This window comes from Phyllobacterium sp. 0TCS1.6A, assembly GCF_026420825.1.
Lineage (GTDB): Bacteria > Pseudomonadota > Alphaproteobacteria > Rhizobiales > Rhizobiaceae > Phyllobacterium.
In genome coordinates this window covers 311,875-324,702 of record NZ_JAPMAB010000002.1, presented here as the reverse complement: position 1 = coordinate 324,702, position 12,828 = coordinate 311,875, and the positions used below count along the sequence as shown (strand labels likewise).

Here is a 12,828-nt window from a genome sequence, read left to right as displayed (position 1 = left end):
CTCACTCCGTGGCGGCGTCGAGCAGCCAATGTCTGAACGCCGCCATGGCCCTGGTCTCGGCGCGCGATTTCAGCGAAGTGAGCCAGTAGCTGCCGCGTGAGACGAAGACGTCGAATGGCCTGACGAGCGCGCCCGAGGTCAGCAGGCGGTCGAACATTTTCGGCGGCGCCAGCGCCACGCCCGTGGCCTGGATCGCTGCTTCCACCATGGCCAGCGACGAATCGAACGTCATGCCCCGTGCGATCGGCGGGTCGCTTCGCATGCCGGCCGCCTCGAACCATCCTGCCCATTCGTCGGCGCGATAGGAGCGGAGCAGGGTTTCACCCGCCAGATCCTCCGGCCGCTGCAGCCGTTCGGCGATTTCCGGCACGCACAACGCCGAAAGCGGCGCTTCGAACAGCCGTTCCGCATTGGTGTCGTGCCACGCACCGCTGCCAAAGCGGATCGCGTAGTCGAGGCCCTCGGCTGCGATATCGACACGATTATTGTTGGTGGACAGCCGCAGGTCGATGTGGGGATGCCTCTCATGAAACGCGCCGAGGCGCGGCAGCAGCCAGCCGACGGCGAAGGTTCCGACGACGCCGACCGTCAGCACTTCGCGCACATAGCCATTCTCGAAGCGCTCCAGCATGTCGGCCATGCGATCGAAGGAATCGCGCACGACCGGCAGCAGCGCCTCGCCTTCCGCCGTCACCTTGAGGCCGCGCGGAAGCCGCTTGAAGAGACTGACCTTGAGCCGTTCCTCCAGCAATTTGACCTGATGGCTGATGGCAGCCTGGGTCACGCAGAGTTCGATCGCGGCCCGCGTGAAGCTCAGATGCCGGGCAGAGGCTTCGAAGGCGCGCAGGGCGTTCAAGGGAAGATGTGGGCGGACCATGGCAGCCTTGGTTCAGTTCGTCATCGCCACTTAGCGTGCTTCCGCCGCGGCGATCAAGGGCGTCTGGCAGGCAACGTCTGGCAAGCCGCGCCTGCCAGGCCGCGCCGTGATCATGAGCCTCATGTGCAGGCCGAAACGAAATCCGCTTTACATTCTCTAATTCGGATATTAGATATCCATAAGGATAACAAATATCCTTAATACCAGGAGGGACTAAAATGACACAGCGTTTGAACTACTCCCAGCAATCGGCCGACCTGCTCAAGAAGTTCATGGATTTCAGCCTCGCCCTGCGCGACGGCGCCATCGAGCCGCGCCTGCGCGATCTCGTGAACATCCGCGTTTCGCAGCTGAACGGCTGTGCCTTCTGCGTCGACATGCATGTCAAGGAAGCGAAGATCCATGGCGAGAGCGAACTGCGGCTCTATCACGTGGCGATCTGGCGCGAATCGAATCTCTTTGCGCCCAAGGAAAGGGCGGCGCTCGCCTGGGCGGAAGTGCTGACCAGGCTGCCCGAAGGCGGCGTACCCGACGAAACCTATGAGCGCGTGAGAGGCCAGTTGTCGGAAAAGGAAATTTCCGACCTCACCTTCTCGATCATGGCGATCAATGGCTGGAACCGCGTCAGCATCGGCTTCAAGGCCGTACCGGGCTCGGCCGACAAGGCCTTCGGTCTCGATAAGGCGGGCCTGAACTAGAGGGCCTGAACCAGGGGTAACCATTGCGGCTGCGGCTGCGGAAGGGGAAACATCATGAAATTCGTGATTATCGGCGGAACCGGCCTCATCGGTTCGAAAACGGTGGAGCGCCTGCGCAAGCGCGGGCATGACGTCGTGGCGGCCTCGCCCAATACCGGCGTCAACGTAATGACCGGGGAGGGGCTGGCCGAGGCGCTCGAAGGCGCCGATGTCGTCATCGATCTCGCCAATTCGCCATCGTTCGAAGACAAGGCGGTGCTGGAATTCTTCGACACGGCCGGACGCAACCTGCTTGCGGCCGAACGGAAATCCGGTGTCCGGCATCATATCGCGCTTTCGGTCGTCGGCACGGAAAGGCTGCAGGAGAGCGGGTATTTCCGCGGCAAGCTGGTGCAGGAAAAGCTGATCAGGGAATCGGGCATTCCCTTCACCATCATCCATTCCACGCAGTTCATGGAATTCCTTGCCGGCATAGCGCAGTCGGGAACGGTCGGCCAGACCGTTCGCCTCTCGCCTGCCTATGTCCAGCCGATCGCCTCCGACGACGTGGCCGACGCCGTAACCGAGATCGCACTGTCGGCGCCGGCCAATGCGACCGTAGAGATCGCGGGGCCGGAACGGTCGAAACTGAGCGATCTCGTCGCCCGCTACCTGCGCGCCTCCGGCGATGCGCGCACGGTCGAACCCGACCCCGAGGCGCGCTATTTCGGGGCGCGGCTCAGCGACAATTCCCTCGTCACCGACGACGCGCAGCGCCTTGGCTCGATCACGTTCGAGCAATGGTTCGCGGCGCAGAAACAATCTCGAACCGCGTAAAGGACATCCAAATGTACGGAAGAATAGCAGCCGCATTGCTTTGCGGTCTCATCGGCATCTCGCCCGTCGCCGCGCATGATAGCGGCAAGGCGGCCAAGGTCACGCTCGTCTACGATCATGTGCTGCCCAACGTGCCGGGCAAGAGCATGCGCGGCGTCCTCGTCGAATACGGTCCCGGCGGATCGTCCGAGGGCCATACGCATCCGAGCAGCGCCTTCATCTACGCCACGGTGCTGGAAGGCGCCATTCGCAGCCAGGTCAATGACGGGCCGGTCAAGGTCTACAAGGCAGGCGAGAGTTTCTCCGAATATCCAGGCGACCGGCACGGCGTGAGCGCCAATGCCAGCGATGACAAGCCTGCGCGCTTGCTGGCGGTGTTCGTCGTCGACACCAATCAAAAGGAACTGACGTTCCCGTTGAAGGACTGATCTGGGAAGGACTGATCTGGGAAAGATTGAGCGGCCAACCTCCCTCGTGTGCCGCGCTTGTCGGGGATGCAGTCATGTGCTTCGACATGCCCAGCATGAGGAAGGTTGGCCCAGCATGAGGAAGGTTGGCTCGATGCGATCAATATTCAACCGGCGCGCTTGACCACCCAGTCATAGGTGCCCTTCCAGATGTCGTCCGGCACCTCGTCCGTCAACGTATCGACAAGGTCCGACAGCCAGACCTTCTCCAGCGTGCCGCGCCAGGCGGCATCGGCCTGCCACATCACCCTTGCGACCGCGCAGGGCTTGTCATCGCAAAAGCCCGCCGGCCTGCACGGATTGTTGGCGCGGATGTTGGTGCAGACAAAGGTGCTCGCCTTGCCCTCCACCGCTTCGACGATCTGCAGGAAATTCACCTCCGACGGCGGCCGCGCCAGCCTGTAGCCGCCGCTCGGGCCGAGCGTGGTTTCGACGATCCCCGCCTGCGACAGGCTCTGCAACGCCTTTGAAAGATATTCCTTCGGCAGGCCGTGAAATTCGGCCAGTGCCTTGGTGGAGAGGTAGCGGCCGGGCGGCACGCTGGCCAATATGGCGCAGCAATGCAGCGCCCACTCCACCTGGCTCTTGAGGATCATTGCGTATCTCGTCTCATGCTGCGGCGCCGGCGAATTGGCGCGGGCCAATATTATGGATATACTATATCCTTAAAGCCGCGCTGTAAACTTTGGCTCAGCCCGCACGGGCGGGATGCGGCGGCGCTCCCGAAATGGCGTGCCCGGCGACGATCATGCCCACCGCCTCGTGAAACGGCTCGCGCGACTTGAAGATGCGCGCCATGATCCAGGCTCCCTCCAGCGAGACGAGGATTCTCATTGCCAGCGCGCGCGGGTCTTCACCGAGATCGAAACGCCGCGTCGCCTCGCCGAAGGCGGCGATCCATTCATCGGTCACGCTCCGGATCGCCTGCGACAAGCGCTCCGAGTAGGGCGCCGTGTCGAGCAATATGCTGGCGATGGGACAGCCTTGCGTCCAGTTGGAAGCTTCGAAAGCCCGCGCGAGATGGCCGACCAGCGCTTCGATGCCGGTCCTGAAATCCGGAGCGTCGCGCAAGCTCTTCTGCAGCATGTGGGGCAGGTAGCCGCCGGCATGGCGAATGGCGCATTCGGCCAGTTCCTCCTTGCCGCCGGGAAAATGAAAGTAGAAGGAGCCCTTGGGAGCCTTGGCCTGTGCGATGATCTCGGCGAGGCCGACGCCATGATAGCCGTGTTCCCTGAAGAGAATGACGGCGGTGTCGATAAAGCGGGCTTTTGCATCGGAGGGGCGTGCCATTGCGCGATTATGCCAGTTGTATGGCGATCGGTCTAGTGGTAGTTCTATGGCGATCACCATAGAACTACCACGGGGAGGATTGTCCATGGTCGATGAGGAGCAGATATCGCTGCCGAGCACTCCCGAACAGAGGCCGGTGGCGCATGATCACGGCGTCATCCGGCGGCTGATGCGGCGCTTGCGTCCCGCGCCCGTCCGCACCGATCCAGGCTGCGATGGCCTGGAGCCGCTGGATCTGCTGCGCGGCTGGGATGGCGGCAGGCGATAGCGCTATCCAAGGACCGCCATCGCGGCGGCGGCGATCATCAGCAGGCCGCCACCGCTGCCCTCGACGATCCGGCGGCGGCGATTGTCGATTGCGCCAAGCGTGCGGATTCTGCCGAGCACGAGGCTCAGCGCCGCATAGACGATGCCGCACCAGGCGATGAAAACAAGCGAGAGCAGCACTGCATGCCATGCGACACTGGCTCGATCGATGATGAACTGCGGCAGTATGGCGAAATAGATCATCATCCCCTTGGGATTGAGAACCGAGGTCAGGAAGCCACGCCGGATCTGCCGCGCCGAAGTAACGGCGGCGGCGTCCGCCTTTGTGTGGCCGAGCGCGGAGCGGATGAGGGTCGAGGCAAGGTAGAGCAGATACAGGATCCCGACCCAGCGCAGCGCTTCGAACAGGATCGGCGACGCCGCGATGATTGCGGCCAGGCCCGCTGCGACCAGGCCGGAATGCACGCCATAGCCGAGACAGATGCCGAATGTGGCGCGCAGGCCGGCCGCAATTCCGCCCGACAAGGCCTGTGACGTAACGAAAATCATGTCCGGACCGGGCGTGCAGATCAGGGGGAGGACGGTGAGGGTGAAGAGTAGGATCATTTGTGGTTCCATGGGCGAAGCCTAGCTCGGAACCGGTGCCGCAGGGTTGCAAAGATAGCGCAATTTGAGATATTACTGGCATATTCTGCCATGAAATAACCCTGATATAGCAGGAGATACCAATGATCCTCGACGACATCGACAAGCGGATCCTGCGCGCGCTGCAAAGGGATGCGCGGATGCAGAATGTCGATCTGGCGAAGGAGGTGGGCCTGTCCCCGTCGCCCTGTCTCCGGCGGGTGCGTCTTCTCGAAGAGGCCGGCATCATCGATCGTTACGTCGCGGTGCTGAACCCCGGCAAGGTCAATCTTTCGCTGTCGATGTTCGCGCGCGTCTGGCTGGTTTCCCAGGATGCGGAAACGATCGATCGTTTCATGGCGGCAATGAAGCGGCTGCCGCAAGTGGTCGAATGCTACATCATGCTGGGCGAGAGCGACGCGCTGCTGCGGGTTGTGGTCGCCGACCTTGATGACTACCGGCGGTTTCAATCGACGCATCTGACCCGGATAAATGGCATACAGAATGTGAAAACCGACGTGCCCAGCCAGATCGTCAAGCAGACCTACGCCTTGCCGATCGATTGAGGCGAAGCGGGGCCATCAAAGCCTTCAAACATCGCGCTGCGAGCGGCTTGTCGCCGCAATAACCGATTTCGCATTGTGCGCCGCACAATTTCCGGACGGACAGTCATGGATTTCGGATTTTAAGATACAGATCATCCGAGGGGGCTCGTCTATTACTATCTCCCAAACCTTGGAGATTCTGCCATGACGGACACAACATTACAGCTCAATGATACAGCGATAGACATTGAGGCCCCAGACCTTGAGGCTCCAGACCTTGAGGCAACTGCACCGACCACATGGAGCGCCGGCACCTGGTGCGCGGTTCTTTCGATGGCGGCCGCCAGCTTTGCGCTGGTGTCGGCCGAGTTCCTGCCAGCCGGCCTGTTGACGCCAATGGCGCGGGACCTCGGCATCAGCGAGGGCACGGCGGGACAGGTCGTCACCGCAACCGCTTCCGTCGGTGCCGTGACAGCCCTGTTCAGCAATGTTCTCATCGGGCGCCTGAACCGCAAGGCGGTTCTGGTTGGCCTCAGCGCATTGGCGATCGCTTCCAATATTCTGGCGGCGGTGGCGACCGATTTCTGGCTGCTGCTGCTGGGCCGGGCCGGACTGGGCATCGCCCTCAGCGCGTTCTGGGCGCTTTCAGTCGCCGTCATAGCGCGGCTGGTCGGCGCCAGTGCAACGGGTCGCGGCATGGCGATCGTCACGCTCGGCGTTTCCCTTGCCACCATCGCCGCGCCGTCGATGGGTGCGCTGATCAGTGACTGGCTGGGCTGGCGCACTGCCATGGCGATGACGGCGGGACTGGCCGCGGTGGCCATGCTGCTGCAGTTTCTCAGCCTGCCGACGCTGCCGGCAACCACGAGCAACAGCCTTGCCGATGTATTCCGGTTGACGCGGCGCCGCGGCATTCAGATCGGCATGCTCGCCATCCTCCTGCTGATGACGGGGCATTTCGCCGGCTTGGTCTATGTGCGCCCCTTCCTCGAACAGGTTACGCTCCTGGCGACTGGCCCGATTGCCCTGGCCCTGCTCGGCTTCGGCGTCGCCGCCGTGATCGGCAATATCGCCGGCGGTCGTCTGGCCGATGCCGATATCCGCATGGCGCTGGTTGCCACCGCCGGGTTGATGGGATTTGCGGCGCTCGCCCTGGTGCTTTGGGGCGTGAACATCGTCGCGGCCTTCAGTTTTGCGACATTGTGGGGCTTCGCCTTCGGCATGGCGCCGGTCGTGCTGCCCACCAACCTGTCGCGCGCCGCGCCCGACGCGCTGGAGGCCGCGGGCAGCCTGATGGTCACCTCGTTCCAGGTTGCGATCACCATTGGCGCTGTCGTCGGCGGCTATGCCGTGGATACCTATGGCGCCACGGCCCCGTTGACGCTGACCGCGCTACTCGCCGCATCGACACTGGTGCTGGCGCTGTTGCAGCGCCGCAGCTAGTTCTTGCTGCTGCACGGCAGTCATTGAGACAGCCAGCTCCAGCCAGGCCGCGCCATGTCCCCCGCTTCAAGCCGGAGCGGGGGCGAAATTCGGACAGCTTCGCCGCGTCGCAGCTTTGCGAAGGCGGTTTTTGCTTTGTGTATCGGCGGGCTGAAGGGTGGCACGCAGGCGCAAAATCAAAGACCCAGATTAAATGGCGGAGAGGGAGGGATTTGAACCCCCGATGGAGTTGCCCCCATGCCGCATTTCGAGTGCGGTGCATTCAACCACTCTGCCACCTCTCCGCGTCAAGGATCGGGATCCTGGGGTTGGCGGGATCATGGATCCTGCCCGGCGCGCTGCCCTAAGGGCATTGGCTTGAGTGTGCGACGCGCTAGATAGCGGGCAAAGCGCGCAGATACAAGAGCATTTTGCGTTAAATTTCTTGACTCGGCGCCAAAGCTTCGCCTATATGCGGCCAAACGACCGGCGTGGGGCTTTCCCGCGCCATTTGTTTTGTGAGTGTGGGCGTTGCCTTTACCGGTAGAACGCCTTTCGATCAATCTGTCACGACTGACAAAAAGACGGTTATTGCCATCAAGGCAGAAAACCGGACCGAACGCCGAAAGGGCAAAAAATGTTCGCAGTCATCAAGACCGGAGGCAAGCAGTATCGCGTTGCCGCCAATGACCTTCTCAAGGTCGAGAAAGTTACCGGCAATGCCGGTGATATCGTTGAATTCCCCGAGGTGCTCGTCGTCGGCGTCGGAGCAGACGCAACGATCGGAGCGCCGGTCGTCGAAGGTGCGCTGGTCACCGCCGAGGTCGTCGAGCAGGGTCGTGCCCGCAAGGTCATCGCCTTCAAGAAGCGCCGCCGCCAGAATTCGAAGCGTACGCGCGGTCATCGTCAGGAACTGACGACGATCCGTATCGCCGAGATCCTCACCGGTGGTGCGAAGCCTTCCAAGAAGGCTGCTGAAAAGCCGGCCAAGAAGGCAGAGCCGAAAGCTGAGGCCGCCGCCGCCGAGGCAACCGAGACGAAAGCCGCCCCCAAGGCCAAGGCAGCGCCCAAGAAGGCAGCTGCCAAGGCTGAGAAGCCCGCCAAGGGCGAGTAAGAGAGAGTTTGAAGGAGCAATCCAATGGCACACAAAAAAGCTGGCGGTTCTTCGCGTAACGGTCGCGATTCAGAATCAAAGCGTCTTGGCGTGAAGAAGTTTGGCGGAGAGCGCGTGCTCGCCGGCAACATCATCGTGCGTCAACGCGGCACCAAGTGGCATGCCGGCGTCAATGTCGGCATTGGCAAGGATCATACTCTGTTTGCGCTCGAAGCAGGCACAGTTTCTTTCCGCACCAAAGCCAACGGCCGTAGCTACGTGTCGATCAACCCGATCGCCGAAGCAGCAGAATAGCCGGTCCTGCTCGAAGCACCGGCGTCCCATCGGACCCGGGCTCAATGGCAACCGCCAAAAGATCAAAAGGGGAGATGGGATTGATGCCCGTCTCCCTTTTCGTATCTGGAGGATAGAAAAATGGTTGCTGAAATAGCCGAGGACAGTGAAGAACGGCTGGATCTGATAGATTGTCCCGTCCTGGTAACGGAGCGCCTGGTTCTGCGTGCCCCGCACTTCGAAGACGTCGATGCAATTGCCAATCTCGCCGATAATATTCGTGTGGCCGAAATGCTTTCCCGCATGCCCCACCCCTACACGAAAGAACATGCGGTGGATTTCGTGCGCCGCGCCAATGCGGGCGAGATCGGCAAATGCGTCTATGCGGTCACCCTCGCGCAATCCGGGACTTTCGTCGGCTGTTGCGGCATAAATTACAGGCGCAACCGGGACGACCATGCCGGTGACGGCAGGGATACGCTCGAGATCGGTTACTGGCTGGGCGAACCCTTCTGGGGCAAGGGCTATGCGACCGAGGCCGCACATGCCCTGGTGGATCTGGTGTTCCGGGCAACGCAGGTGGAGAAGCTCTATGCTTCCTGCCGCGTCTCGAACATCGCTTCGCGCCGGGTGCTCTACAAGAGCGGGTTCCAGTACATGACAACCGGCATGATGGATTCGATCAATGCCGGCAACGTGCCGGTCGAACGCTATACGCTCGACCGGCGCACATGGATCGGACTGCGCAGCTGGAGCTCGTGACGCCGACCGCCCCGGTCTGGCCGGGGCGGCTTCCGGCTATGACAATATGTTTTCATCTGTCTGAAATTGCTGTAATGGCTCGGACGATAAAAAAGGACTGAACCTTCATGAAATTCCTCGATCAGGCGAAAGTCTATATCCGCTCGGGTGATGGCGGCGCCGGTTCGGTTTCGTTTCGCCGCGAAAAGTTTCTGGAGTTCGGCGGGCCGGATGGCGGCGATGGCGGACGCGGCGGCGATGTCTGGGCCGAGGCGGTGGACGGCCTGAATACGCTTATCGACTATCGCTACCAGCAGCATTTCCGCGCCAAGATCGGCATGCACGGCATGGGCCGCAACATGACGGGCGGCAAGGGTGACGATGTCATCCTCAAGGTTCCCGTCGGAACCCAGATATTCGAGGAAGACAATGAAACGCTGATCTGCGATTTCACGGTCGTCGGGCAGCGCTACAGGCTCGCGAAAGGCGGCAATGGCGGCTTCGGCAATGCGCATTTCAAGACATCGACGAACCAGGCGCCGCGCCGCGCCAATCCCGGCCTCGCCGGCGAGGAGCGCACGCTCTGGCTGCGGCTGAAGCTGATTGCCGATGCCGGTCTGCTTGGAAAGCCCAATGCCGGCAAATCCACGTTCCTCGCTACCGTCACGGCGGCGAAGCCGAAGATCGCCGATTATCCCTTCACCACGCTGCATCCGAATCTCGGCGTCGCGCGTGTGGACGGGCGGGAGCTCGTCATCGCCGACATTCCCGGATTGATCGAAGGCGCGCATGAGGGCGTCGGCATCGGCGACCGCTTCCTCGGCCATGTGGAGCGGACGCGCGTGCTTCTCCATCTCGTCTCCGCCCAGGAAGAGGATGTCGCCGGCGCCTACCGCACCGTGCGCGGCGAACTCGAAGCCTATGGTCACGGCCTTGTGGACAAGCTGGAGATCGTCGCCCTCAGCCAGGTCGATATTCTTGATGCAGCCACGCGAAAGAAGAAGCTTGCGGCGTTGAAGAAGGCTGCCGGCGTCGAGCCGATGCTGCTTTCCTCCGCCACGCGCGAAGGCGTCGAGCAGGTCCTGCGCGCTCTCTCGGCGATCATTGTTCAATCCCGGGAGGCCGAGGCGCCTGTCGAGGAAGATACCCGTTTCAAACGATAGTCCCGTCAGGTCGCAGCATGTCCGTGAAATCCGCAAACGTTCTGGATGAGTTCGACAGGGTGGTTCAGCGACCGAAACTGAGTTCCTATCGCCGGATCGTCGTGAAGATCGGCTCCGCGCTGCTTGTCGATCGCGCCAGCGGCCTGAAACAGCAATGGCTTGCCAGCCTCGGCGCGGATGTCGCCGCGCTCGCCGCCGCCGGCGTCGAAGTGCTGATCGTATCGTCGGGAGCCATCGCGCTGGGGCGCAATGTCCTCGGCCTGCCGAGAGGCGCGCTGCGGCTGGAGGAGAGCCAGGCTGCGGCGGCTGCCGGCCAGATCGAACTCGCCAAGGCCTATGCCGAGGTCCTGAGCGGCCACGGGTTGCGCGCCGGGCAGATATTGCTCACCCTTTCGGATACTGAAGAGCGCCGCCGCTACCTCAATGCCCGGGCCACCATCGGCACGCTGCTGCGGATGAAGGCGATCCCCGTGATCAACGAGAACGACACGGTCGCGACCACGGAAATCCGCTATGGCGACAATGATCGCCTCGCGGCCCGTGTCGCCACGATGCTGCGCGCCGACCTGCTCATCCTCCTGTCGGATATTGACGGGCTCTATACCGCTCCGCCGCATCAGAACCCCGATGCGCGGTTTCTGCCGCTCGTCGAAGCGATCACGCCGGAAATCGAGGCGATGGCAGGGGCTGCCGCGTCGGAATATTCCCGCGGCGGCATGAAGACCAAGCTCGATGCGGGCAAGATCGCCAATGCCGCCGGCACTGCCATGATCATTGCTTCGGGCAATCGTCTCAATCCCCTCGCGGCCATAGATGCGGGCGAACGCTCCACATTGTTCGGGCCGAGTCCCACGCCGGTCAATGCCTGGAAGACGTGGATCTCCGGCAATCTCGAACCTTCCGGGCGCCTCGTCATCGATGCGGGCGCGCTGGCTGCGCTGCGTTCGGGAAAATCGCTGCTGGCGGCCGGCGTGCGCGAGGTCGCGGGCGATTTCATGCGCGGCGATACGGTCGCGGTCTATGGGCCGGACGGACAGGAGGCGGCGCGCGGGCTGATCGCCTATGATTCAGCTGACGCTGCCCGGATCGCCGGCCACAAGACCAATGAAATCTCCACCATTCTGGGATATGATGCCCGCTCTGCCATGATACATCGCGATGATCTTGTGGTACGCGCCAAGCGGCCAAGCGCCGGGGAGTGAACAATGTTGATACGTGCCGAGGCAGAGATTTCCGTCGCTGGGCTTATGGCCGAGATCGGGCGCAGGGCACGGGCTGCCGCCGGGCCGCTCGCCATCGCTGCGGCGGAGACGAAGACGTCCGCACTTCTGGCGATGGCCGATGCCGTGACGCGGCGCATGCCGCAGATCCTCGAAGCGAACCTCATCGACATGGCCAATGGCCGGGCGGCCGGAATGACCGAGGCACTGCTGGATCGGCTGAAGCTTGACGAGGCAAGGGTTCTCTCCATCGCCGCGAGCATAAGGACGATTGCAGAGCTGGACGATCCCGTCGGCCAGATCATCGCCGAATGGGACCGCCCGAATGGGCTGCATATCGAGCGCGTGCGGACGCCGCTTGGCGTCATCGGCGTGATCTATGAGAGCCGGCCCAACGTCACGGCGGATGCAGGCAGCCTCTGCCTGAAATCGGGCAATGCCGTCATCCTGCGCGGCGGCTCGGATTCGCGCCACAGCGCCGCCTCCATCCACGGCGCCTTGCTCGAAGGGCTCGCGGCAGCGGGCCTGCCGGAGGATGCGATTCAGCTCGTACCGACATCCGATCGCGCGGCCGTCGGCGAGATGCTGCAGGGGTTGGATGGAAAGCTCGACGTCATCATTCCGCGCGGCGGCAAGAGCCTCGTGGCGCGCGTGCAGTCGGAGGCCCGCGTACCGGTCTTCGCTCATCTCGAAGGCCTGTGCCATGTCTATGTCGATGCTTCGGCCGATCTCGACATGGCGCGCCGGATCATCGTCAATGCCAAGATGCGGCGCACCGGCGTTTGCGGTGCAGCCGAGACCCTGTTGATCGACAAGCTCATCGCGCCAACGCATCTCGTTCCCTTGCTGCAGGACCTGGCGAAGGCGGGCTGCGAGATAAGGGGCGATGAGTCGGTCAAGCAGCTCTTCCCCGCTGCCCTGCCTGCATCCGAAAGCGACTGGTCCACGGAGTATCTGGACGCGATCATCTCGGTACGCACCGTCGATGGCATCGATGGCGCGATCGAACATATCGACAGATATTCGTCTCACCATACGGAGGCGGTTATTGCCGAGGATCCTGCCATCGTCGAGCGCTTCTTCAATGAGCTCGATTCGGCCATTCTCCTGCACAATGCTTCAACCCAGTTTGCCGATGGCGGCGAATTCGGCATGGGCGCGGAAATCGGCATTGCCACAGGCAAGATGCATGCGCGTGGCCCGGTCGGCGTCGAACAGCTGACCTCGTTCAAATACCGCGTTCGCGGCAGCGGCCAAATCCGCCCGTGAGTTTCAGGCGGGAGGAATATCCAGGCGTCAGCGCCCGGCATC

Annotated in this window: 16 protein-coding genes and 1 tRNA gene; 12 read left to right on the top strand and 5 right to left on the bottom strand. The window is 62.4% G+C overall.

Features of this window, described 5'->3' with window-relative positions:
• Nucleotide 1: 1 nt before the first annotated feature.
• The gene (gene gcvA, locus OSJ75_RS05770; RefSeq protein ID WP_250016963.1) at nucleotides 2-877 is read right to left on the bottom strand and encodes a LysR family transcriptional regulator; all 876 of its coding nucleotides are present in this window, start codon (nucleotides 875-877) and stop codon (nucleotides 2-4) included.
• A 218-nt stretch (nucleotides 878-1,095) separates the two neighbouring features.
• Here gcvA and OSJ75_RS05765 point away from each other — a divergent pair, with 218 nt between their 5' ends.
• From OSJ75_RS05765 to OSJ75_RS05755, 3 genes are read left to right on the top strand one after another with little or no spacing between them, the layout of a single operon-like run.
• Nucleotides 1,096-1,575, top strand: a complete 480-nt coding sequence (locus OSJ75_RS05765) for a carboxymuconolactone decarboxylase family protein (RefSeq protein ID WP_250016971.1) — start codon at nucleotides 1,096-1,098, stop codon at nucleotides 1,573-1,575.
• A 54-nt stretch (nucleotides 1,576-1,629) separates the two neighbouring features.
• Nucleotides 1,630-2,391 carry an SDR family oxidoreductase gene (locus OSJ75_RS05760; RefSeq protein ID WP_267227224.1) on the top strand — a complete coding sequence of 254 codons (762 nt, stop codon included), beginning with the start codon at nucleotides 1,630-1,632 and terminating at the stop codon, nucleotides 2,389-2,391.
• An 11-nt stretch (nucleotides 2,392-2,402) separates the two neighbouring features.
• On the top strand, nucleotides 2,403-2,819 hold the full coding sequence (locus OSJ75_RS05755) for a cupin domain-containing protein (protein WP_250016994.1): 417 nt from the start codon (nucleotides 2,403-2,405) through the stop codon (nucleotides 2,817-2,819).
• A gap of 146 nt (nucleotides 2,820-2,965) precedes the next feature.
• On the opposite strand, the gene OSJ75_RS05750 is transcribed toward OSJ75_RS05755, so the two are convergent.
• Both OSJ75_RS05750 and OSJ75_RS05745 read right to left on the bottom strand, forming a co-directional pair.
• The gene (locus OSJ75_RS05750; protein WP_250017002.1) at nucleotides 2,966-3,454 is read right to left on the bottom strand and encodes an RrF2 family transcriptional regulator; all 489 of its coding nucleotides are present in this window, start codon (nucleotides 3,452-3,454) and stop codon (nucleotides 2,966-2,968) included.
• Between the two features lie 94 nt (nucleotides 3,455-3,548).
• Nucleotides 3,549-4,148, bottom strand: coding sequence for a TetR/AcrR family transcriptional regulator (locus OSJ75_RS05745; protein WP_267227223.1), 600 nt, complete (start codon nucleotides 4,146-4,148; stop codon nucleotides 3,549-3,551).
• Between the two features lie 46 nt (nucleotides 4,149-4,194).
• Here OSJ75_RS05745 and OSJ75_RS05740 point away from each other — a divergent pair, with 46 nt between their 5' ends.
• Entirely contained in the window at nucleotides 4,195-4,416 is a 222-nt protein-coding gene (locus OSJ75_RS05740; RefSeq protein ID WP_267227222.1) for a hypothetical protein, read from the top strand.
• Nucleotides 4,417-4,418: 2 nt separating this feature from the next.
• Here OSJ75_RS05740 and OSJ75_RS05735 read toward each other — a convergent pair whose 3' ends face one another.
• Nucleotides 4,419-5,021 carry a LysE family translocator gene (locus tag OSJ75_RS05735; protein WP_267227221.1) on the bottom strand — a complete coding sequence of 201 codons (603 nt, stop codon included), beginning with the start codon at nucleotides 5,019-5,021 and terminating at the stop codon, nucleotides 4,419-4,421.
• Nucleotides 5,022-5,137: 116 nt separating this feature from the next.
• Here OSJ75_RS05735 and OSJ75_RS05730 point away from each other — a divergent pair, with 116 nt between their 5' ends.
• Both OSJ75_RS05730 and OSJ75_RS05725 read left to right on the top strand, forming a co-directional pair.
• Nucleotides 5,138-5,605: an Lrp/AsnC family transcriptional regulator gene (locus OSJ75_RS05730; RefSeq protein WP_250017026.1), complete on the top strand. Its 468-nt coding sequence runs from the start codon at nucleotides 5,138-5,140 to the stop codon at nucleotides 5,603-5,605.
• A 183-nt stretch (nucleotides 5,606-5,788) separates the two neighbouring features.
• Nucleotides 5,789-7,027 carry an MFS transporter gene (locus tag OSJ75_RS05725; RefSeq protein ID WP_267227220.1) on the top strand — a complete coding sequence of 413 codons (1,239 nt, stop codon included), beginning with the start codon at nucleotides 5,789-5,791 and terminating at the stop codon, nucleotides 7,025-7,027.
• Nucleotides 7,028-7,221: 194 nt separating this feature from the next.
• Here the strand turns inward: OSJ75_RS05725 and OSJ75_RS05720 are convergent.
• A tRNA-Ser gene (locus tag OSJ75_RS05720) sits at nucleotides 7,222-7,311 on the bottom strand.
• Between the two features lie 332 nt (nucleotides 7,312-7,643).
• On the opposite strand from OSJ75_RS05720, the gene rplU reads away from it, so the two are divergent.
• The 6 genes from rplU (at nucleotide 7,644) to OSJ75_RS05690 (ending at nucleotide 12,786) form a co-directional block, all read left to right on the top strand.
• Nucleotides 7,644-8,120: a 50S ribosomal protein L21 gene (rplU, locus tag OSJ75_RS05715; RefSeq protein ID WP_267227219.1), complete on the top strand. Its 477-nt coding sequence runs from the start codon at nucleotides 7,644-7,646 to the stop codon at nucleotides 8,118-8,120.
• Between the two features lie 24 nt (nucleotides 8,121-8,144).
• On the top strand, nucleotides 8,145-8,414 hold the full coding sequence (gene rpmA / locus OSJ75_RS05710; RefSeq protein WP_250017043.1) for a 50S ribosomal protein L27: 270 nt from the start codon (nucleotides 8,145-8,147) through the stop codon (nucleotides 8,412-8,414).
• Nucleotides 8,415-8,534: 120 nt separating this feature from the next.
• Nucleotides 8,535-9,155, top strand: coding sequence for a GNAT family N-acetyltransferase (locus OSJ75_RS05705; protein ID WP_250017045.1), 621 nt, complete (start codon nucleotides 8,535-8,537; stop codon nucleotides 9,153-9,155).
• Between the two features lie 107 nt (nucleotides 9,156-9,262).
• Nucleotides 9,263-10,297 carry a GTPase ObgE gene (gene obgE, locus OSJ75_RS05700; protein ID WP_250017047.1) on the top strand — a complete coding sequence of 345 codons (1,035 nt, stop codon included), beginning with the start codon at nucleotides 9,263-9,265 and terminating at the stop codon, nucleotides 10,295-10,297.
• Nucleotides 10,298-10,314: 17 nt separating this feature from the next.
• On the top strand, nucleotides 10,315-11,499 hold the full coding sequence (proB, locus tag OSJ75_RS05695; RefSeq protein ID WP_267227218.1) for a glutamate 5-kinase: 1,185 nt from the start codon (nucleotides 10,315-10,317) through the stop codon (nucleotides 11,497-11,499).
• 3 nt (nucleotides 11,500-11,502) lie between these two features.
• Nucleotides 11,503-12,786: a glutamate-5-semialdehyde dehydrogenase gene (locus OSJ75_RS05690; RefSeq protein ID WP_267227217.1), complete on the top strand. Its 1,284-nt coding sequence runs from the start codon at nucleotides 11,503-11,505 to the stop codon at nucleotides 12,784-12,786.
• The last annotated feature ends 42 nt before the right edge of the window (nucleotides 12,787-12,828 follow it).